This window comes from Kitasatospora sp. Ki12, from assembly GCF_054601375.1.
Genome location: NZ_BAAIHT010000003.1, coordinates 1,931,247 through 1,951,391 on the forward strand (window position 1 = coordinate 1,931,247; position 20,145 = coordinate 1,951,391).

At 73.5% G+C, this 20,145-nt stretch carries 16 protein-coding genes; 14 read left to right on the forward strand and 2 right to left on the reverse strand.

All coding sequences use genetic code 11. The features are described from left to right. Window positions 1–23 precede the first annotated feature (23 nt). On the forward strand, window positions 24–1,244 hold the full coding sequence (locus tag ACYP53_RS39055; RefSeq protein WP_459650885.1) for a hypothetical protein: 1,221 nt from the start codon (window positions 24–26) through the stop codon (window positions 1,242–1,244). Window positions 1,245–1,628: 384 nt separating this feature from the next. Then, window positions 1,629–4,622 (forward strand): AfsR/SARP family transcriptional regulator, encoded by a 2,994-nt coding sequence (locus ACYP53_RS39060; protein WP_459650886.1) that lies wholly within the window; start codon window positions 1,629–1,631, stop codon window positions 4,620–4,622. Between the two features lie 140 nt (window positions 4,623–4,762). On the opposite strand, the gene ACYP53_RS39065 is transcribed toward ACYP53_RS39060, so the two are convergent. After that, window positions 4,763–4,996: a hypothetical protein gene (locus tag ACYP53_RS39065; RefSeq protein WP_189923958.1), complete on the reverse strand. Its 234-nt coding sequence runs from the start codon at window positions 4,994–4,996 to the stop codon at window positions 4,763–4,765. A gap of 153 nt (window positions 4,997–5,149) precedes the next feature. On the opposite strand from ACYP53_RS39065, the gene ACYP53_RS39070 reads away from it, so the two are divergent. From ACYP53_RS39070 to ACYP53_RS39125, 12 genes are all read left to right on the forward strand, one after another. Beyond that, a complete protein-coding gene (locus tag ACYP53_RS39070; RefSeq protein ID WP_459650887.1) occupies window positions 5,150–7,033 on the forward strand; it encodes an AfsR/SARP family transcriptional regulator in 1,884 nt (627 codons plus the stop codon). A 119-nt stretch (window positions 7,034–7,152) separates the two neighbouring features. After that, window positions 7,153–8,475: an alkaline phosphatase family protein gene (locus ACYP53_RS39075; RefSeq protein ID WP_189923954.1), complete on the forward strand. Its 1,323-nt coding sequence runs from the start codon at window positions 7,153–7,155 to the stop codon at window positions 8,473–8,475. A gap of 130 nt (window positions 8,476–8,605) precedes the next feature. Further along, a complete protein-coding gene (locus ACYP53_RS39080; protein ID WP_189923944.1) occupies window positions 8,606–9,589 on the forward strand; it encodes a TauD/TfdA family dioxygenase in 984 nt (327 codons plus the stop codon). Window positions 9,590–9,620: 31 nt separating this feature from the next. Beyond that, window positions 9,621–11,201 (forward strand): amino acid adenylation domain-containing protein, encoded by a 1,581-nt coding sequence (locus ACYP53_RS39085; RefSeq protein ID WP_459650888.1) that lies wholly within the window; start codon window positions 9,621–9,623, stop codon window positions 11,199–11,201. Then, the gene (locus ACYP53_RS39090) at window positions 11,198–11,908 is read left to right on the forward strand and encodes a 4'-phosphopantetheinyl transferase family protein (RefSeq protein ID WP_459650889.1); all 711 of its coding nucleotides are present in this window, start codon (window positions 11,198–11,200) and stop codon (window positions 11,906–11,908) included. The genes ACYP53_RS39085 and ACYP53_RS39090 overlap by 4 nt, the downstream gene beginning before the upstream one ends. A 42-nt stretch (window positions 11,909–11,950) precedes the next feature. Then, window positions 11,951–12,316 carry an ArsR/SmtB family transcription factor gene (locus ACYP53_RS39095; protein ID WP_229929115.1) on the forward strand — a complete coding sequence of 122 codons (366 nt, stop codon included), beginning with the start codon at window positions 11,951–11,953 and terminating at the stop codon, window positions 12,314–12,316. Then, window positions 12,313–12,546 (forward strand): hypothetical protein, encoded by a 234-nt coding sequence (locus ACYP53_RS39100; protein ID WP_189923938.1) that lies wholly within the window; start codon window positions 12,313–12,315, stop codon window positions 12,544–12,546. The genes ACYP53_RS39095 and ACYP53_RS39100 overlap by 4 nt, the downstream gene beginning before the upstream one ends. Continuing rightward, window positions 12,543–13,250: a sensor domain-containing protein gene (locus ACYP53_RS39105; RefSeq protein ID WP_189923935.1), complete on the forward strand. Its 708-nt coding sequence runs from the start codon at window positions 12,543–12,545 to the stop codon at window positions 13,248–13,250. Before ACYP53_RS39100 ends, ACYP53_RS39105 begins: the two co-directional genes overlap by 4 nt. Then, a complete protein-coding gene (locus tag ACYP53_RS39110) occupies window positions 13,247–14,041 on the forward strand; it encodes an ABC transporter ATP-binding protein (protein ID WP_189923933.1) in 795 nt (264 codons plus the stop codon). Before ACYP53_RS39105 ends, ACYP53_RS39110 begins: the two co-directional genes overlap by 4 nt. Next, on the forward strand, window positions 14,041–16,566 hold the full coding sequence (locus ACYP53_RS39115) for an FtsX-like permease family protein (RefSeq protein WP_459650890.1): 2,526 nt from the start codon (window positions 14,041–14,043) through the stop codon (window positions 16,564–16,566). The genes ACYP53_RS39110 and ACYP53_RS39115 overlap by 1 nt, the downstream gene beginning before the upstream one ends. A gap of 221 nt (window positions 16,567–16,787) precedes the next feature. Further along, entirely contained in the window at window positions 16,788–18,338 is a 1,551-nt protein-coding gene (locus tag ACYP53_RS39120; RefSeq protein WP_459650891.1) for a tryptophan halogenase family protein, read from the forward strand. 152 nt (window positions 18,339–18,490) lie between these two features. Further along, window positions 18,491–19,018, forward strand: coding sequence for a flavin reductase family protein (locus tag ACYP53_RS39125; protein WP_459650892.1), 528 nt, complete (start codon window positions 18,491–18,493; stop codon window positions 19,016–19,018). A 95-nt stretch (window positions 19,019–19,113) separates the two neighbouring features. Here the strand turns inward: ACYP53_RS39125 and ACYP53_RS39130 are convergent, their stop codons facing one another. Then, window positions 19,114–20,085: an ArsR/SmtB family transcription factor gene (locus ACYP53_RS39130; RefSeq protein ID WP_459650893.1), complete on the reverse strand. Its 972-nt coding sequence runs from the start codon at window positions 20,083–20,085 to the stop codon at window positions 19,114–19,116. Between the last annotated feature and the right edge of the window lie 60 nt (window positions 20,086–20,145).

Below are 20,145 nucleotides of genomic sequence, written 5' to 3' on the forward strand. Positions count from 1 at the left end.
GACACCTGAGGAGTGATCCACCGATGCCCGACCCCCTGACCCCCGACGCCACCGCCACCGCCACCGCCACCCGGGTCACCAGGCACCTCGTCCTGGGCGACATCTCCCGGCAGTACCAGGTGGCCGGCGGCAACACGCCCCTGCTGGCCGTCGAACTCGCCCCCGAACCCGGCGACGCCCACCTGGCCACCGAGCACCTGCGCCCCGCGGACACCGTCGCCACCGGCGTCCTGGTGCTGGACGGCGACGGGGAGCGGACCGTACCGCTGTCCGCCGCCCCGGTGTGGGCGGGCCTGGGCGCCGGCCCGGCCCTGACCGCCCTCGGCCGGGACGACCTGGACACCCTGGCCCCGCTGATGCTGCTGCGCACCCACGACACCGGCGCGGAGCGGCTCACCGAGGTCATGGTGTGCTCCCGGGTGCGTTCCCTCGGCGTGCTCTTCGTCCGGGTCGCCCGCTTCCCGCACCCGGCCGGAACCGCCCTGCCCGAGCTGGTCCGCGAGGCCCTCGGGTACTCCTCCCGGCTGGCCGACTCGATCGTCTTCGAGGGCAGCGCCTTCTCCGTCCTCGAACCCGAGATCGAGATCGAGCAGAAGGTCAACCTGCTCGACGAGGTCAGCATCTGGCAGCTGGCCCAGGCCATGTGCGCGGCCGCCGAGGAGGGCCACTACCCCGGCTTCTTCCTCGACCCCGGGTACGAGCTGACCCGCTGGCAGTACGCCCAGGAGACCTTCGAGGTGCTCGCCCCGCGCGAGCACGCCGGGTACTTCGGCTTCACGAGGATGCCCGACGGCCGGTACCTGATGAAGATCAAGAGGTTCGAGCGGGACGCCCTGCGGCGCGGCGAGAAGTTCCGCCTGAACCTGGACATCCCCGGCGACGACCTCGACGCCTTCCTCGCCCGCGAGTACCCCGGGTACTCCTTCCACCGGCTTCCCCCGCTCGTCCGGGCGCGCTTCGACGTCAACCTGGAGTCGGCCGCCACCGGGCACTGCTTCAGCATCGAGATCGACGACGTCACGGTGGCCGGCGGCCACAAGCTGCGCCAGGCCGAGATCGAGTACCTGAAGACCCGGGTGCACGAGGGCGTGGACCACGACCTGCTCGACGCGGAGCTGTACCGCCTCACCGAGCTCGTCGAGGAGCAGCTGAAGCAGCTGGGCGTCCGGGCGGAGCGCAGCCTGCTGTCCAAGCTGACGTTCCTGCGGGAGTGCGAGCGGCGGGCCGCCGGCTCGGACTCCTGACCCGATCGGGCGAATCCCCCGCCGTTCTCCGCGAGCACCGCTCGACGGGGGGCGCGGGGGATTCGCCCGTTTTCACACCGCGCGCCGATCCCCGCTGTTCGCCGATGCCGCGGAATTCCACTGACCGCTTTCCGCAAGGATGTCCGAGCGCTGTTCACTCGGTTCGCCGACGAGTCGCCATCGGTTACGATCTGACGAACCGTCGGGCTCAAATGGACTGGCCACGCGAACCGCCGGTCCGCACAGTTCCCGCTGCCGCACGGAAGGACGCTCACGCGTCCATTGACCGCCCCCGGTACCGGGGTTGCCACCGGGCGTGGATCCGGTCAACCATGAGTGGATTGTGCCAAGAGTCGGCCAGCCGCGGCATGGGGGAGAGTGCGGATGCGCTCAGTCGAATTCAGCCTGCTCGGCCCACTGAACGTCCACGTGGGCGGCAAGACACTCAGATTAGGAGGATCCCGCCAAAGAACCGTGATCACCATGTTGTTGCTCTCACCGGGGCAGGTGATCTCGGTGGACACCCTGATCGATGCCGTCTGGCCGAACGGCGGCCCCAGCACCGCCCGCAACCAGATCGCCATCTGCGTCGCCGGCCTGCGGAAGGTCTTCAAGGACGCCACCGACATCAATGACGTCATCCTGACCACCTACCCGGGGTACACGCTCAATCCGGACGGCCACCGGATCGACGTGCGGGACTTCGAGGAAGGGGTCCGCGCCGCCCGTGAATCGGCCCGCGAGGGCCACGTCGACGACGCCTGCCGGCAGTTCGGCGACGCGCTGCGGCTGTGGCAGGGCCGGGCCCTGGACGGCCTCACCGGCACCAGGATCGAGGCCGCCGCGAGCCGCCTGGAGGAGCTGCGGCTCGACGTCGCCGAGGAACTCGCCGGGCTCCGCCTGAAATCGGGCAACCACAACGCGGTGGTCGGCGAGCTGACCGAGATCGTCAAGGAGTACCCGCTGCGCGAGCGCGCCCGGGCCCACCTGATGCTCGCGCACTACCGCGCGGGCCGCCGGGCCGAGGCCCTCGCGGTCTTCGCCGAGGCCCGCCGGGTGCTGGTGGCCGAGCTGGGCATCGAACCGGGCCCCGCGCTGCAGGAGTTGCACGCCCAGGTGCTGCGCGACGCCCCCACCCTCACCGGTGTCCTGCCCGAGCCCACCCACGTGGCCCCCGCGCCGACGCCCGCGCAACTGCCCTCCCGGGCGGCCGCCTTCACCGGACGGGTGCCGGAACTGCGGGCGCTGGACCGGATGCTGGACGAGCGCTCGGGCTCGGTGCCGCTGGGCGTGGCCGCGATCAGCGGCGTCAGCGGCGTGGGCAAGACCGCGCTGGCCGTGCACTGGGCCAACCGGGTCGCGCACCGCTTCCCGGACGGCCAGCTCTTCGCCGACCTGCGCGGCTACGACGAGCACGACGAACCCGTGCCGCCCGCCGTCGCGCTGGACCGGTTCCTGCGGGCGCTGGGCGTGCCCGGCTCGCAGATCCCGGCCGACCCGGCCGACCGGCCCGCCTTCTTCCGCAGCATGCTCGGCGGCCGACAGGTCCTGATCGTGCTGGACAACGTCCGTTCCTTCGACCAGATCCGGCCGCTGCTGCCGGGCTCGGGCCGCTGCTGCGTACTGATCACCGGCCGGGACGTCACCGACGACATGATCGGCGACTACGACGTGCTGCCGATCCGGCTGAAGGCCGTCACCGCCGGGGAGGCCACCGCGCTGCTGTCCGAGGTGGCCGGCCGGGAGCGGATCGACGCGGATCCCCCCGCCACCACCCGGCTCGCCGAGCTCTGCGACCGGCTCCCGCTGGCCCTGCGGATCGCCGGCGCCCGGCTCGCCGCGCGGCCGCACTGGTCGGTGCGCTACCTGGTCACCCGACTGGAGAACCAGCGCATCCGGCTGGACGAGCTGAGCCCCGGCACCGGCGGCGTCCGCGCCGGTTTCGGGCTCGCCTACCGCGAACTGCCCTCCGCCGCCCGCCGGATGTACCGGCGGCTGGGCCTGCTCACGGTTCCCGACTTCACCGCCTGGGTGGGCGCCGCGGTCCTCGACACCACCACGGAGGACGCCGAGAACCTGATGGAGCTGCTGGTCGACGCGCACCTGCTGGAGGTGGTCTCGGGCGCCGGCACCGGCCCGGTCACCCGCTACCGCTTCCAGGACCTGCTGCGGCTGTACGCCTACGAGCGAGCCGTCGAGGAGGAGCCCGAGGGGCAGCGCGACGCCGCGTTCGAGCGGGTCCTGGACGGCTGGCTGTACCTCTGCGACGCCGCCTACCGGCAGCTGTCCGGCGGCGAGTTCACCCTGCCGAGGACCCCGGTCCGGCCCCGGCTGTCGGAGACGGCCGAGGCCGAGCTGCTCGGCAACCCGCTGGAGTGGATGGACTCCGAGTGGATCGCCCTGGCCGACGTGATCAAGCAGGCCGCCCAGTGCGGACAGGCCACCCACGCCTGGGTGCTGACCGCGCTGAGCAGCCCGCTGCGGGAGGCCCGCAACTACCTGGAGGGCTGGGCGGCCTGCGCGGAACTGTCGCTGGAGGCGGCCCGGGCCGCGGACGACCGGCTGGGCGAGGCCGAGATGGTCCACTCGCTGGGGGCGCTCGCCATCTACCGCAACGACTACGCCGGCGCCCAGCCGCTGCTGACGGTCGCCGTCGGGCTGTTCACCGACTGCGGTGACGTCGGCGGCCGTGCCAAGACCCAGCGGCTGCTGGCCGGCTGCGCCCAGTTCTCGGACGACCTGGAGCTGGCGCGGTCCCACTGCGAGGCCTCCCTGGAGGGCTTCCGCTCGATCGGCGACCTGGCCGGCGAGGCCACCACGCTCTCCCGGCTGGCACAGATCGAACTGGACCACGGCAACGTCGACCGCAGCCTGGAACTGAGCGGCGCCGCCGTCGACCTGAGCCGCAAGGCCGGCATCGTCCGGGGCGAGGCGCAGAGCATCTACCGGCTGGCCAACGCCCTGCTGCGGAAGAACGACCTGGACGGCGCGGCCCGGGCGCTGCGCGAGGTCCTGACGCTCTCCCGGAGCTACCAGGACCTCCACGGCGAGGCCCACGCGCTGCGCGGCCTCGGCGAGATCCACTGGCGGCAGGGACGGCTGGACGAGTCGCTGGACCTGCTCGGCCAGGCGCTGGAGACCGCCCGGAAGATGGGCGACCGGCTGCTCCGCGCCCGGATCGAGGGCCACCTGGGGTTCGCGCACGCGCTGATCGGCCACGGCGAGGCCGCCGACCGGATGATGGACGCCCGGGCGGCCTTCACCGAACTGGGCGCCACGGCGCTGGCCGAGCGGATGCGGCTGGCGCTGGACCTGGTCATGCGCCGGGGGCTGCTGCGCCCGGTCGACCGGCAGGACCTGCTGGCCCTGCTGGTCTGAGCCCCCCGGGCCGGAACGGGCCGGCGCACATGGCGGAAAGCGCACCGAAACGCACCGGAACGCACTGGAACGCACTGAACGGAAAGGCGGCGGGTGGGACCGGAGTTCCGGTCCCACCCGCCGCCTTTCCGTTCGATGCGTCAGTTCCACGGCTCCTCGGCGGTCGCCGTGGGGGTGGGGGTGGGAACGGTGACGGGGGTGGTGACCACGGCGTCGGAGAGCGTCCGCGGGGCCGAGTGGGCCGGGCCGCCGAGGGCGAGCAGGAGACCCGCCACGAGAGCGACGGCGGCGGCGAACAGGCTGACGGCGGAGGTACGGGTGGAACGCATCGTGCTCTCCTCGGTGTCGGTGCGAAGCAGGTCGGTCGGTGCCACACCGGAAATCTAGGTTTCCGTCCTGTCAGCGGGCTATCGAAGCGATTTCGCCGGACCCGAAATCGGGACGATAACCCGCCGAAAGGCCTGGTCCGTAGCGTGTTCCTCGCATCACCATCGAGTTCAGCGGCATCAAGAACAACGGGGCTACTAATGGAATTTCGTGTTCTCGGTCCGGTCGAGGCGAGACGGGGGACCACCTCGGTGGCCCTCGCGGGTTCGAAGATCCACACGGTGCTCGCGGCCCTGCTGCTGGCCAGGGGCCGGATCGTGCCGGACCGCCGGCTCAGCGGACTGCTGTGGGGCTGGACCCCGCCGGTCACCGCGAACGCGCAGATCTACACCTACGTCTCACGACTGCGTCGCCAGCTCGGCGCGGAAGTCAGTATCGTTCGGCGACAGCCGGGGTACGAGATCCGGCTGGGTGCCGGAACGCTCGACATCGACAGTTTTGAACGGCTCGAACAACAGGGCCGGGCGGCGCTCCAGGAGCGGCGCTTCGACCAGGCGAGTGCCCTGCTGGGTGACGCCCTGGGCCTGTGGCAGGGCTCGGCACTGGCCAATGTCACACCGTTCATGCAGGAGACCGAGCTGCCACAGCTCGAGGAGGCACGCATGATCACCTGGGAGAACCGGATCGAAGCCGATCTGGCGCTCGGCAGGCATCAGCAGGTCACCACCGAACTGACCTGGCTGTCCCAGCAGTTCCCGCTCCGCGAAGGGCTGCGGGCGCAGCTGATCACCGCGCTGTACCGCTGCGGTCGGCAGGCCGACGCGGTACGGGTGTTCCACGAGGGCCGGGCCGCGCTCTCCGAGCAGCTCGGCGTGGACCCGGGCGAGCGGCTGCGCGCCACCTACCAGTCGCTGATCAACGGCGAGCTGGCGCTTCCCCCGGCGCCCGTGGGCCGGCGGACCCGCCCGGTCCGGCCGGCCGCCACCCGGCACCGTACGGTGCGGCCGGCCGGCGCGCGCGGCACCACGATGCCGGCGCCGCTCGCCGACTTCACCGGGCGCCCGTGCGAACTCAGCCTGATCCAGCGGCTGTTGACGCACCGGCCGGAGGGGAGGGGGGACCGTCCGCGCTGCGTGGTGATCACCGGTCCGGCCGGCGCGGGCAAGACGGCCCTGGCCGTCCAGGCCGCGCACGCCGGCGCCGAGCACTTCCCCGACGGGCAGGTCTTCGTCGAGCTGAGCCGGCCCGACCGCACCCCGAAGCCGCCGGCCGAGGTGCTCACCGACCTGCTGTGGGCGCTCGGCGACCGGCTCCCCCGCCCGGCCGGCCTCGGCGGGGCGCCGGAGCTGGAGGAGCTGGTGCACCGCTACCGCGCCCGGACCGTCGGCCGGCGGCTGCTGGTCGTGCTGGACCGGGCGGCCCGCGACCAGCGACTCGAACCGCTGCTGCCGCGCAGCCCGCTGGCCGCGGTCCTGGTCACCCACCGCAGCCGGCCCGCCGGGCTGGACAGCGCGGACACCGTGCCGCTGGGCCCGCTGACCCGGGCGGAGGCGGCCCGGCTGCTCGCCTCGGCCGGCGGGGCCGGGCGGGCGGCCGAGGAGCCGCGCGCGGTCGACGCACTGGTGGAGTACTGCGACGCGGTGCCGCTCGCCCTGCGCGGCGTCGGCGAGCACCTGGCGGCCCGACCGCGCGCCGGGTTCTCCGAGATCGCCGAACGACTGGCCGAACCGGCCACCCGGCTGGGCGAGTTGCGCCGCCTCGGCCTGGACCTGCGGCGGGAGCTGCTGCCCTCGCTGCGGGACCTCTCCGCCGCCGGGCGGGAGGCGTTCGCCGCCCTCGCCCCGCAGCGGGACCGCGCCTTCCGCGCCCAGCAGGCCGCACCGCTGCTCGGCCTCTCCTCCTGGGAGGCCGAGCAGGTCCTGGAGGAACTGGTGGACGCGGCCCTGCTGGAGGCGGTCGGCGTCGACAGCGGAGGAAACCCGCTCTACCGCTACGAGGCCCTGGTCCAGCTCCTCGCGGCCTCCCTCGCCGGAGGTCCGGCGCGGGTGGCCCGACCCGAGCCGATCGTGGCCGTCGCCGGCTGACCGCCGGCACCCGACCCGGCGGCCGTACCCGGCCCGGCCGAAATATAGATCCCTGATAGCGACACCCCACACAATCGGCGCGAGAAGGACCGCGCCCCGGGGTGCGAGAGGAGTCAAGCATGTCCGAGCCGACCCGCCGCCCGGTGGCGGTGCTGAGCACGGCCGGCCTCACCCCGGGTCTGTTGCGGCTGATGCCGCATCTGCGGGCGGTCGGCGAGCAGGGGTTCGCCGCCCCGCTCGACACCGTGCTGCCCGCCGTCGCGGCGACCGCCCAGGCGACCTTCGCCACCGGTCTGCTGCCGCGCGACCACGGTGCGGTCGGCAGCGGCTGGTACCTCAGGGACCAGGGCCGGGTGATGGCACGGGGCGAGTTCGCCGGGCTGGTGTCCGGCGAGACGGTCTGGCAGGCCGCCCGGGCCGCCGACCCCCGGCACACCGCGGCCAGCGTGCACTGCGACTGGAGCGCCGGCGCCGAGGTGGACCTGTTGGTGGCCCCCAGCCACCGGCACCGCCACGACGGCCGGCTGACCGCCTGCTGCGACACCGTACCGGCCGGGCTGCGGGACGAGCTCGCCGCCGAGCTCGGCGCTCCCCCGCTGGTGCGCTGCGGCGGCGGCACGGCGGGCCTGGAGGAGACGCACTGGATCGCCGGCGCCGCCCGGCACGTCGTGACGCGCGGCCGGCCGGACCTGCTCTGGGTCCAGATCCCCTACCTCGACCACGAGTTGCAGCGCAGCGGCCCGGTCGGCCCGCAGGCCGAGAAGGCGGCGGCCGAGGTCGACGCCGCGCTCGCCCCGCTGCTCGGCGAACTGGCCGACCGCGGCACCACGGTGCTGGTGCTGAGCGGGCACGCGGTGCTGCCGGTGTGCCGCCCGGTGCCCCTCAACCGGGAGCTGCGCCGGGCCGGGCTGGTCTCGGTGGGGCTCGCGGCCGGCAAGGAGTACCTGCGGCCGTGGACCTCCCGGGCGTTCGCGGTCACCGACCGACAGGCCGCGCACGTCTACGTGGCCGACCCGGCCGACCTGGAGCGCGCCCGCCGGGTGCTCGGCGAGGTGGCCGGCGTGGACGAGGTCCTGGACCGCTCGCAGCAGGCGGACTTCGGCCTGGACCACCCCAACGGCGGCGAGCTGCTGGCGATCGCCGAGCCCGACGCGTGGTTCAGCCCCGACTACTGGCTGGACGAGGCGGTGGCACCGGACTTCGGCCGGGACATGGAGCCGGAGGGCAGGCCGGGGACGGACCCGACCGAGCTGTTCCTGGAGGCCGGCGCCGCGACCGCGCGGATCGACCCGCTGCGGATCCGCGGCAGCCACGGCCGCCTCCCCGAGGACGGCCGGGAGGGCCCGCTGCTGCTCTGCTCGGACCCGGCTCCGCAGCAGGTCCGCTACCACGCCACGGAAGTGAAGGACCTGATACTCCGGCTGAACGGCCTGGCGCGGTAGCCCGCGGCTCGGCTTGCAACTGCGACTTTCGAGCGGGGCTTAAGCCGCTGGCCCGCCCGCACGCCCGAACCTACGCTCGCAAGCCAGCCGACCCCTAGGAAAGGGGGGTTCCACCGTGTTCGGGCCCGACGTGAGCTTTGAACCGCGTTCCTACCCGCCGACCATCCGCCGCAAGAGCCCCGTCCCGGGCAGCCCGCTCGAGGCGGCCGCCTGGCTGGCCGAGCACCGGTCCGAGATCGAGCAGCTGCTGCACGCCCACGGCGTGCTGCTGCTGCGCGGCTTCGGCATCACCGATGCCGACGCCTTCGAGTCGGTGGCCTCCGCCCTGGTCGCCACCCTGTACGGCGAGTACGGCGACCTCCCGCACGAGGAGAACGCCGGCAGCGTCTACAAGTCCACCCCGTACCCCGCCAACCAGTCCATCCTCTTCCACCACGAGAGTTCGCACATGCCGCACTGGCCACGACGGCAGTTCTTCTGCTGCGTCGAACCGTCCCCCCAGGGCGGCGCGACCCCGATCGTGGACGGCCGCGCGGTCTACGCGGCGCTGCCGCCGGAGGCCCGCGACCGCTTCGAGCGGGTCGGGATCCGGTACGTGCGCAACTTCATCGAGGGGCTCGACGTCGGGTGGCAGACGATGTTCGGCACCTTCGACCGGAGCGAGGTGGAGGCCCGCTGCGCCGCCCAGGGCATCGACTGCACCTGGCTGCCCGACGGCTCGCTGCGCACCGAGCAGTGGGCGCCCGCCGTGGTGCGGCACCCGACCACCGGGGAACCGGTCTTCTTCAACCAGCTCTTCCTGCACCACACCGCCTGCCTGGAGCCGGCGGTCCGGGAGGTGATGGCCTCGCTCTTCGGCGAGGACGAGACCGCCTTCCCGCGCAGCGCCGCCTACGGCGACGGCGAGCCGATCCCGGACGCCCTCGTCACCGAACTCCTCGGCCTGTACGACGCGCTCGCCCAGCGGTTCCGCTGGGAGCGCGGCGACGTGGCCGTGATCGACAACATGCTGGTCGCCCACGGACGCGATCCGTTCGCCGGCAACCGCAAGATCCTGGTCGCGATGGGCGACATGGTCGCCAGGAGCGACGCAAGTCCGGCACCGGCCCGCTAGCGGCGGGCCGCCTCACAGAGAAGGAACCGCGTTGACCACGTCGTTGGAAGGCTCGAACCGGATCTCCGGCGACGAGCACCGGGTCCCGGCGGACTCGGTACTGCACCTGGTGCGCGAGCACGCGCGGCTGCGGCCGCACGCGACCGCCGTGCGCTCCCCCGCGGGAGCCGTGACCTACGGTCGGCTCTGGCACCGGGTGCTGGTCCTCGCGGCCGCCCTGCACGAGGCCGGGGTGCGCCCCGGCGACCGGGTGGCGCTCTGGGCGGACCGCACCGCCGGCGTGGTCGGCGGCGCGCTGGCCGTGCTGGCGCTGCGGGCCGCGTACGTGCCGATCGACCCCACCCACCCGGGTGAGCGGGTCGCCGCGGTGCTCGCCGGCTCCGGCCCGGCCGCGCTGCTGCACGACCACGCCGACCCGGCCGCGCTGCCCGCCCTGCCGGGCCGGCCGGTGATCGACCTGAGCGAGGTCGCCGACCTGCCCGGACCGCCGGAGCGCGAGCTGCCGCGCCCGGAGGACATCGCCTACGTGATCTTCACCTCCGGCTCCACCGGCACGCCGAAGGGCGTCCTGATCGAGCACGGCTCGCTGGTCAACTACGCGGTTTGGGCGGGCTCGCTGGTCGGCGCCGAGGGGTCGGGCAGCCCGCTGTTCGCCAGCCTCGGCTTCGACCTGTCGATGACCTCCTTCTGGGTGCCGCTGTGCCAGGGCCGCCCGCTGGTGACGGTGGCCGGGCTCTGGGACCAGCAGACCATCTTCGGCCCCGGCGAGGAGCCCTACGGCTTCATCAAGCTGACGCCCTCGCACGCCCGCTTCTTCGAGTTCCTGGCCGAACCGCCCGACTACCGGCGGGCCACCCGGACGCTGATGTTCGGCGGCGAGGGGCTGGACCCGGAGCTGCTCCGCTCGCTGGGCGACCGGCTGGACGGGGTCCGGCTGGTGAACCACTACGGCCCGACCGAGACCACCGTCGGCTGCTGCGCCCACGTCTTCGACCGGAGCACGATCCCGGACACGCCCACCGTGCCGATCGGCCGCCCGGTCTGGAACTCCCGCGCGTACGTGGTGGACGAGGACCTGCGCCCGGTGCGCCCCGGCTCCCCCGGCGAACTGGTCGTCGCCGGACGGGCGGTGGCGGCCGGCTACCTCGGGCTCGACCGGGACGCGCGGTTCCTCGACGAGCGGGAGCTGGGCGGGGATCCCGGCCGGGCCTACCGCACCGGCGACCTGGTCGAACTGCGGCCGGACGGCTCGCTGCTCTACCTCGGCCGCCGGGACCAGCAGTTGAAGATCGCCGGCCACCGGGTCGAGCTGGGCGAGCTGCGCCACCACGTGCTGGCCGTCCCCGGGGTGGCCGACGTGGCCTTCGAGGTGGTCCGCGGCCCGGTGGACACCCTGGCCGCGTTCCTGCTGCCCGCCGCCCCGCCCGTCGACGGGGACGCCTTCGCCGAGACCGTCCGGACCGCCCTGGCCGCCTCGCTGCCGTCCCCGCTGGTGCCGGGCGAGCTGCACTGCGTGCCCGAGATCGTCTTCAACTCGAACGGCAAGTGCGACGTCGCCGCCACCCGCCGGCTGCTCGGCTCCGGCCGTCCGCCGGGCGGAGCGCTCGGATGAGCGCCGGGCTGGGCGCTCGGACGGGCGCCGGGCAGGGCGCTCGGACGGGCGCCGGGCAGGGCGCTCGGACGGGCGCCGGACCGGGCACGCCCGCCGACCGGGTGACCGTCGTCCTGGTCAGGACCGGCCGGGTGGACGCCGCCACCGCGCGGGCCCGGGTGCTGTCGGCCGCCGCCGAGGAGCTCGGCAGCCCGCGGCCGCTGCGGCTGGCCCACGAGCCCGGCGGACGGCCGCTGCTGCGCGGGTTCGGCCCGCGGGTGCGGGTGAGCCTCAGCCACGGCCGGGGGTACGCGGCGCTGGCGGTCGGGACGCACGGACCGCTCGGGGTGGACGTGGAGGTGGTCCGGCCGGTGCCGGCCGAACGGCTGGCGGCCCGCTGGTTCACCGCCGCCGAGGCCGACTGGATCGGCCGCCGACGGCCGGGCGAGCGGGCCGGCGCCTACTTCTGGGTCTGGACGCAGAAGGAGGCGGCCGGCAAGGCGCACGGCACCGGGCTGTCGACGCGGGCGCTGCGGGCGCCGGTGCCGCTGCCCGAGCGGTGGCCGCCGGCCGGCGACGGCCTGCGGTTGCGGCGCACCCCGGACGGCCTGTGCCGCGGCGGCCGAATACCCGTGCCCGGCGTCGTGCTGGCCCTGGCCACCGTCGCCGGACGGACCCCCGCACCGCCGGTCGACCTGCGGCTGAGGCTTGACGTACATCCCGGTTGACCGCGCCTCCTAACACCTGTCAGACTGAACTAACAGGTGTTGGTGGCCGCGAAGGGAGCGTGCGTCCTGACCAGCGAGGAGCTGCTGGCTCTGCTAGCCGCACTGGGGCACGCGCAGCGATTGCGAGTCATCGAAGAGCTGTCCCAGGGCGACGTGCACGTCAGCGAACTGGCGCGTCGGCTCGGACTGTCGAGACCGCTGCTGTACATGCATCTGGAGCGGCTCGAGAAGGCCGGTCTGATCATCGGGCGGCTGGAACTGTCCGCCGACGGCAAGGCAATGAAGATATTCCGTCTGGCACCGTTCGACGTGCATCTGACCCCGGAGACCGTCCTCGCCGCCCTGCGCGAGGACCGGGTCCACGAACAAGCGGTAGCCGACGACGAAACAAAGAGGATCTCGCCATGAGCGGTGGCATCATCGCCCTCCTGATCACCCTGACGGTCATCGGCGGTATCACCGCGAGTACCGTCGCGTACTTCACCCTGCAGCGGCACCGGGCCGACGCCGTGGCCATGGCCGGCTACCGGCGGCTGGCCGAACAGGCCGTCGTCGAGCAGGAAGTGCTGAACGACCGGCTGGCCGAACTCTCCGCGCGCCTGGGCGCCGTCGAGGAACTGCTGCGGAGCGTCGAGTGAGCCTGACCGACCGGTTACCCTTCCCCGTCGACCGGCGACCGCTGCGGATGCTGTTCTCCCGCAGGCCCTGGGTCGCCACCGCCTACCTCCTCGGCTACCTGCCGCTGGCGCCGGTGATGTTCGCCCTGACCGTCGCGGCCCTGGCCGTCTCCACGGTCCTCAACGTCACCCTGATCGGCCTGCCCCTGCTCGTCGGGGCGGCCGGGCTGGTCCGCGGCTTCGCCCATCTGGAACGGCTGCGCGCCCGCCCGCTGGTGGGCCCGGTCCCGGCGCGCTACCGGCCCGTTCCGGCCCCCGGCGTGATGTCCGCCCTCAGGACCCGCTGGCGCGATCCGAGCACCTGGCGCGCCTGCGCCTACCTGGTCGCGCTCTTCCCCCCGCTGCTGATCCTCGACGCCGCCGTGCTGATCGTCTGGTTCAGCGTGCTCGGCAGCATCACCTCCCCGGCCTGGTACTGGGCCGTCCCGGGCGGCGGCGTGCTGTTCATGTGGTCCGACAGCCTCGTCACCTCCGTCGTCTCCGCCGTCATCGCCGCGGGCCTGGCCCCGTACTGCGCCTACCTGGTGACCGGGGCGGCCCTGCTCCACGCGCACGTCGCACGTTCCTTGCTCGGTCCGGGAGCGGATCCGCTCGCCGAGGCCAAGCACATGCTCAGCGAAAACGGCCCCGCGGTCAGCGACTTGAGCGAGCGGCCGATCCGATGATCCGACACCAGGGGGACCTTGTGGACAGCACCGATTCGCACAGCCCGGACGACGTCGTCCGTCTCAGCTCGGTCAGCCGGACCTACGGGAACGAACGCAACAAGGTCGTCGCCCTCGACCAGGTCTCGATCGGCTTCAGCCGCCGCACCTTCACCGCCGTCATGGGCCCCTCCGGCTCCGGCAAGAGCACCATGCTGCAGTGCGCGGCGGGCCTGGACCGGCCCACCTCCGGCTCCGTCACCCTCGACGGCCAGGACCTCGGCGCGCTCGACGAGCGCGCCCTGACCGAACTGCGCCGCGAGCGGATCGGGTTCATCTTCCAGGCCTTCAACCTGCTGCCCGCCCTGACGGTCAGCGACAACGTCGCGCTGCCGATCCGGCTGGCCGGGCGCAAGCCCGACCGGGCCCGGATCGCTGAGGCGCTGAACCAGGTCGGCCTCGGCGACCTGGCCGACCGCCGGCCCGCCGAACTCTCCGGCGGCCAGCAGCAACGCGTCGCGGTGGCACGGGCGTTGGTCACCCAGCCGGCCGTCGTCTTCGGCGACGAGCCGACCGGCGCGCTGGACACCAGAACCGCGCGGGAGATCCTGCACCTGCTGCGGTCCGCCGTGCACGAGGGCGGCCAGACCGCGATCATGGTCACCCACGACCCGGTGGCCGCCTCCTACGCGGACCGGGTGCTCTTCCTCGTCGACGGCCGGATCTCGCACGAGCTGCGCGGCGCCGGCCCCGAGCAGATCGCCGAGCAGATGACCCAGCTGGGCGCCCGAGCGGGACAGGTGACACGCTGATGTTCCGCATCGCCATGCAGTCGCTGGCCTTCCGCAAGGGCAGCTTCCTCGCCTCCTTCATCTCGCTCTTCTTCGGCGCGACCATCCTGCTGGCCTGCGGCGGCCTGATGGAGACCGGCATCCGGGGCGCCGTGCCGCCGCAACGGCTGGCCGCCGCGCCACTGGTGGTCACCGGCGACCAGCACACCGGCAACAAGGTGCTGCCCTCCCGGGTCCGGCTCACCGACGACCTGGTCACCACCGTCCAGCACCTCCCCGGCGTCCTGCGGGCCGTGCCCGACGTCAGCTTCCCGGTCGTCCCGCTGAACGGTGCCCGCCCGGCCGCCGGCACCGACCTCCAGGGCCACGGCTGGTCCGCCGGCCAGCTGGCCGGCTACACCCCGGGCGAGGGCGGGGCCCCGAACGCGTCCGACGAGGTGCTCCTGGACACCGCCCTGGCCAAGCGCCTGGGCGTACGGACCGGGGACAAGGTCCAGCTCGCCGTGGCCGGCCGGCAACAGGAGTACCGGGTCAGCGGCGTGGCCACCGGCGGCGCCGGCGTCGACGCCTCGGCGTTCTACTTCTCCGACCGGCAGGCGGCCGAACTGCTCGGCCACGACGGCCGGGTGGACTCGATCGCGGTCGTCCCGTCGACGGCCGACGACGGCGCCCTGCGCAAGGCCCTCAAGGCCGCCGTGGCCGGCAAGGCGGCCGTGGTGCTGAGCGGCGACGACCGCGGCACCGCGGAGTTCCCGGACGCGCTGGCCGCGCCCACCCGGCTGATCTCGATGTCCGCGGTCTTCGGCGGCATCGCCGTGCTCGTCGCGGTGTTCGTGGTGGGCAGCACGCTGGCGCTGCTCGCCCAGCAGCGCCAGCGCGAGATGGCCCTGCTGCGCGCGATCGGCACCACCCCCCAGCAGGTGCGCCGGATGGTGGTCGGCGAGACCCTGGTGATCGCCCTGGCGGCGTCCCTGATCGCGCTGCTCCCCGGTTGGTTCGCCGGCGAGTGGATGCTGGGGCGGCTGCAGGACGGCGGCGTGATCGCCCCCCAGGTGGAGTACCACGAGGGCTGGATCCCGATGCTGGTCGCGGGCGCGGTGTCGCTGCTCTCCGCGGTCGGCGCCGCCTTCATCGCGGCCCGCGGCGCCGCCAGGGCCCGGCCCGCCGAGGCGCTCGCCGAGGCCGCGCTGCAGCGCCGCTGGCTCAGCACGCCCCGCCTGCTGCTCGCCCTGCTCTGCTTCGCGGGCGGCACGGCGCTGGCCGTCGTCACCTCGACCGTGATGCACGGGACCATCGCGGCCAGCACCGCCGGCCCGTCCGCGATGCTCTGGGCCGGCGGCCTGGCCCTGATCGGGCCCGGGCTGACCCGGGTGCTGACGGCCGTGCTGCACCCGGTGCTGCGCGGCCTCGGCGGACTCTCCGGCTACCTGGCCGTGCGCAACGCCAAGGCCCGCCGGATCCGGGTGGCCGGAGCCGTCACCCCGGTGATGCTGGCCACCGGGCTCGCCACCGCCCTGATCTACCTGCAGACCTCGCAGGCCCTGGTCGCCCACCAGGTCTCCACCGATCTGCTGGGCGCCGACGCGGTGGTCAGCTCGGCCACCGGCGGGATGGCGCCGCAGACCGTCGCGCAGATCGCCGGGCTGCCCGGGGTGCGGGCCGCCTCGCCGTACCTCACCAGCGAGGCCTTCCGGGTCACCCCGGCCACCGCGGACGACCACGGCAACGTCGACCGACTGCCGGTCACCGGCGTGGCCGCCGACGCGGCCGACAAGGTGCTCACCGTCCGGCCGACCGCCGGCTCCTTCGACCGGCTGACCGGCGACAGCGTCGTCCTGCCCACCTCCTGGACCGCCAAGAAGGGCCAGGAGGTCGGCGGCACCGTGACCCTGCAACTCGGCGACGGCGCCTCGGTACCGCTGCGGGTGGTCGGCTCCTTCGAGGCCAAGCCCGGCTTCGACACCGCCTTCCTGCCCGCGGCCCTGATGCTGGAGCACTCCGACACCGGACTGGTCCCGCAGATCCTGGTCAGCACCGACCCGGGCACCTCCACGGACACCCTCCGGGCCTCGCTGGGCGGCGTCGGCGGCGTGCCCGGGAGCCTGCGGGCGACCGAACTGAGCACCGCCAAGGCCCAGTCGGGCGACAGCGGCACCAGCGCCTGGATCAACTACCTGCTGGCCGGCACCATCGTCGGCTACGCCGTGATCTCCCTGGTGAACACCCTGATCATCTCCGCCTCCGAGCGGCGGCGGGAGTTCGCCCTGCAACGGCTGGTGGGCTCCACCACGGCGCAGATCCTGCGCATGATGGCCGTCGAGGCCCTGCTGGTCGCCGTCTCCGGCGCCTTCCTGGGCACCCTCGTGGGCGTGGCCACCCTCGTGCCGTTCAGCCTGGCACTGAACGGCTCACCGTGGCCCCAGGGCTCGCTCTGGATCTACCTCGCGGTGATCGGCTCGGTCGGCGTGCTCACCTTCGCGGCGACCCTGCTGCCCACCCGGATGACCCTGCGCACCCGGCCGGCCGAGGTCATCGCGGCCACCTGACACCCCGGCGGCCCGCCCGCCGCACCGCCCGCACACTCCGGACCCGCGCCCACCCCGGCGCGGGTCCGGACTGCTTTCCGCGGCCCCCGCTCCACTCCTCACCAGGGCTTTTCACCCATCACTTAACGGCATCCTCCGGATATCCGGCGATACCTAGACTCATTTCCCATGGCGCCCTCACCGGGAGTCATTCGGCAGCCAGACAGAGTCGGGAGCATCGAATGCTGGACAATGTTGTGATCGTTGGCGGGGGAACGGCCGGCTGGATGACGGCTTCGTACCTCAAGGCCGCCTTCGGGGAAAACATCAACATCACCCTGGTGGAATCCGGGCAGGTCGGCACGATCGGGGTGGGCGAGGCCACCTTCAGCGACATCCGGCACTTCTTCGAGTTCCTCGGCCTCAAGGAGGCCGACTGGATGCCCGCGTGCAACGCCACCTACAAGCTCGCGGTGCGGTTCGAGAACTGGCGCGAGCCCGGGCACCACTTCTACCACCCCTTCGAGCACATGCCGACGGTCAACGGGCACTCGCTGACCGACTGGTGGCTCAAGGAGCAGCCCTCGGACCGGTTCGACAAGGACTGCTTCGTGATGGCCTCGCTGATCGACGCCGAGCGCAGCCCGCGCCACCTCGACGGCTCGCTCTTCGAGCAGGAGTTCGTCGAGGGCTCCAAGGAGGCGCACGGGCTGACCATGTCCGAGCACCAGGGCAAGGTCCAGTTCCCCTACGCCTACCACTTCGAGGCGGCGCTGCTGGCCAAGTACCTGACCGAGTACGCCACCTCGCGCGGCGTGCGGCACGTCGTCGACACCGTCCAGGAGGTCGTCCAGGACGAGCGCGGCTGGATCACCTCGGTCCGCACCGACGAGCACGGCGACCTCGGCGGCGACCTCTTCATCGACTGCACCGGGTTCCGCGGCCTGCTGATCAACAAGGCGCTCGAGGAGCCGTTCATCTCCTACTCGGACACCCTGCCCAACGACAGCGCGGTGGCCCTGCAGGTCCCGATGGACATGGACAAGCGCGGCATCCGCCCGTGCACCACGGCCACCGCCCAGGACGCCGGCTGGATCTGGACCATCCCGCTGATGGGCCGGGTCGGCACCGGGTACGTCTACGCGAAGGACTACCTCTCCCCGGAGGAGGCGGAAAGCACCCTGCGGAAATTCGTCGGCCCCGCCGCGGCCGACGTCGAGGCCAATCACATTCGCATGCGGATCGGCCGGACCCGCAATTCCTGGGTGAACAACTGCGTCGCCGTCGGCCTTTCCAGCGGATTCGTCGAGCCGCTGGAGTCCACCGGAATCTTCTTCATCCACCACGCGATCGAGCAGCTCGCCAAGAACTTCCCGTCGGCGGCCTGGAACCCGAAGCAGCGGGAGATCTACAACGACGCCATCGCCCATGTGATGGACGGCGTGCGCGAGTTCCTGGTCCTGCACTACATCGGCGCCAAGCGGTCGGACAACCAGTACTGGCGGGACGCCAAGACCCGCCCGCTGCCGCCCGGCATGGCCGAGCGCCTGGAGCAGTGGAAGGCCCAGCTCCCCACCAGCGAGACGATCTTCCCGTACTACCACGGCCTCCCGCCGTACTCGTACCACTGCGTGCTGCTCGGCACCGGCGGGATCCAGGTGCAGTCCTCGCCGGCGCTCGGCCTGACCGACAGCGGCCCGGCCCTGGAGGAGTTCCGGCAGATCCGGGACAAGACCGACCACCTGATCTCGGTCCTGCCCCGCGCCTACGACTACTTCGCCCGACTGCACTGAACGGCTGACGCCCGGCGATGAACCCGACGTCACGGGCGCCGACCACGGCGCCCACCCCGGCCCGCACGGCCACGGCCCCGGCGGCGATCCTGTCGATCGCCGCCGCGGGCCGGGCCGCCGGCCCGCCCCCTCGACCCGGAAAGGAGCCCGCGGTGAGCGAACCCGCGATCCAGACCCAGCCCGCCGCCACCGGCGCCGAACTGCGCGACATGATGAGCACCTTCCCCACCGGGGTCAGCGTGGTGAGCGCCTTCGAGTACGGCGGCCGCCCGCGCGGGATGACCTGCTCCTCGGTGTGCAGCGTGGCGCTGGAGCCGCCCACCCTGCTGGTCTGCCTGCGCAGCGGCAGCCCCACCCTGGACGCGGTGCTGGGCACCGGCGCCTTCGCCGTCAACCTGCTGCACACCGGCGCCCGTCCGACCGCCGAACTGTTCGCCTCCGGCAATCCGCACCGGTTCGACCTGGTCGACTGGGAGGACCTGCCGGGCGCCGGCGGGCCGCACCTGGTCGCGGACGCGCACTCGATCGCCGACTGCGAGGTCTCGCTGACCCAGCGGCTCGGCGACCACGTGGTCGTCTTCGGCCTGGTCCGGCGGATCACCCCGCACCGCCCGCTGCCCCCGCTGCTGTACGGCGCACGGCAGTTCCGCGGCTGGACCGACCTCGCGGACGCGGCCTGACCCGACCGCCCACCGGTGGCCCCGAACCCCCCTCCGCCCGACGGAGGGGGGTTCGGGGCCACCGGCCTGTTCGGCACCGGACCGGACACCGGTGCTCAGCGGGCCGCGACGCGCGGCCGGACCGCGCCGGCCGGCACCGCACCGGCCGCGACCGCACCGGCCGCGACCGGCTGGCGCAGCCGGCGGCCGAGCAGCGCGCGGCCCAGCGGGGTGACCGAGTGCAGCACGCTGTTGTTCACCCGCCGGGTGGTGATCAGCCCCGACTGCCGCAGCACCGTGGCGTGCTGGCTGGCGCCCGCCGAGGAGATGCCGAGCCGGGCGGCCAGCTCGCCGGTGGTGCAGCTCGCGGTCAGCGCCCGCAGCGCGGCCGCGCGGGTCGGGCCGACCAGGGCGCCGAGCGCCTCGCCGCTGTCGTCGTCCGGGTCGGTCCACAGCGCGGCGGCGTCGCCCGAGCCCACGCTGAGCGCGTAGACCAGCGCCGGCACCCCGCTGTCCCGGGTCGCCGTGATCAGCCGGCCGACCCGGCCCGCCAGGAAGACCGACGGCACCAGCAGCAGCCCCCGGCCGTCCAGGTGGACGTCCCCCTCGGGGCCGTCCAGCAGCTCCAGCACCGGCGGGCGCCAGAGGATCCGCGGGTGCAGCGTGGCCAGCAGCATCTGGACGCCGCCGGCCATCACGATCCGCCCGCAGGCGTCGCACTCGTCGTCCAGCCGGGCCTGGATGCGCTCCCAGTAGGGCGCGGTGCCGATCCGCCAGGTGCTCAGCGCCAGCGCCGTCCCCTCCGCGGTGCTCAGGCCGGAGCCGGCCGGCATCCGCGGTTCGGGGCCCCCGTCGGGGTCCCGTTCCAGCAGGGCGACCAGGTCGTCCGGGTCGCGGAGCTTGCGCCGCAGCACGAACTGCGGCTGCTCGCGGAGCAGCCGGCTGGTCCGGGTGCGCCAGCCCGCGAACTCGGCCGACCCCCGCCGGTCGAGCGCTCCGAGCGCGAGCACGCCCTCGGCCAGCGGGCCGAGGGTGCTCCGCACCCGGGTTCTGGCGAGGTCTGCGACGGTGAAGTGGATTCTCTGCATGGGACACCCCGTTACGGATCTCTGGAACACGAATGACGACGGACAGCGGAAGGGCCTGCT

Excerpts from the sequence above, each read along its gene's own strand:
- ACYP53_RS39100 (WP_189923938.1), top strand. The coding sequence starts at position 12,313 with ATGAGCGGTGGCATCATCGCCCTCCTGATCACCCTGACGGTCATCGGC.
- ACYP53_RS39070 (WP_459650887.1), top strand. The coding sequence starts at position 5,150 with ATGGAATTTCGTGTTCTCGGTCCGGTCGAGGCGAGACGGGGGACCACC.
- ACYP53_RS39110 (WP_189923933.1), top strand. The coding sequence starts at position 13,247 with ATGATCCGACACCAGGGGGACCTTGTGGACAGCACCGATTCGCACAGC.
- ACYP53_RS39090 (WP_459650889.1), top strand. The coding sequence starts at position 11,198 with ATGAGCGCCGGGCTGGGCGCTCGGACGGGCGCCGGGCAGGGCGCTCGG.
- ACYP53_RS39055 (WP_459650885.1), top strand. The coding sequence starts at position 24 with ATGCCCGACCCCCTGACCCCCGACGCCACCGCCACCGCCACCGCCACC.
- ACYP53_RS39075 (WP_189923954.1), top strand. The coding sequence starts at position 7,153 with ATGTCCGAGCCGACCCGCCGCCCGGTGGCGGTGCTGAGCACGGCCGGC.
- ACYP53_RS39120 (WP_459650891.1), top strand. The coding sequence starts at position 16,788 with ATGCTGGACAATGTTGTGATCGTTGGCGGGGGAACGGCCGGCTGGATG.
- ACYP53_RS39060 (WP_459650886.1), top strand. The coding sequence starts at position 1,629 with ATGCGCTCAGTCGAATTCAGCCTGCTCGGCCCACTGAACGTCCACGTG.
- ACYP53_RS39130 (WP_459650893.1), bottom strand. The coding sequence starts at position 20,085 with ATGCAGAGAATCCACTTCACCGTCGCAGACCTCGCCAGAACCCGGGTG.
- ACYP53_RS39115 (WP_459650890.1), top strand. The coding sequence starts at position 14,041 with ATGTTCCGCATCGCCATGCAGTCGCTGGCCTTCCGCAAGGGCAGCTTC.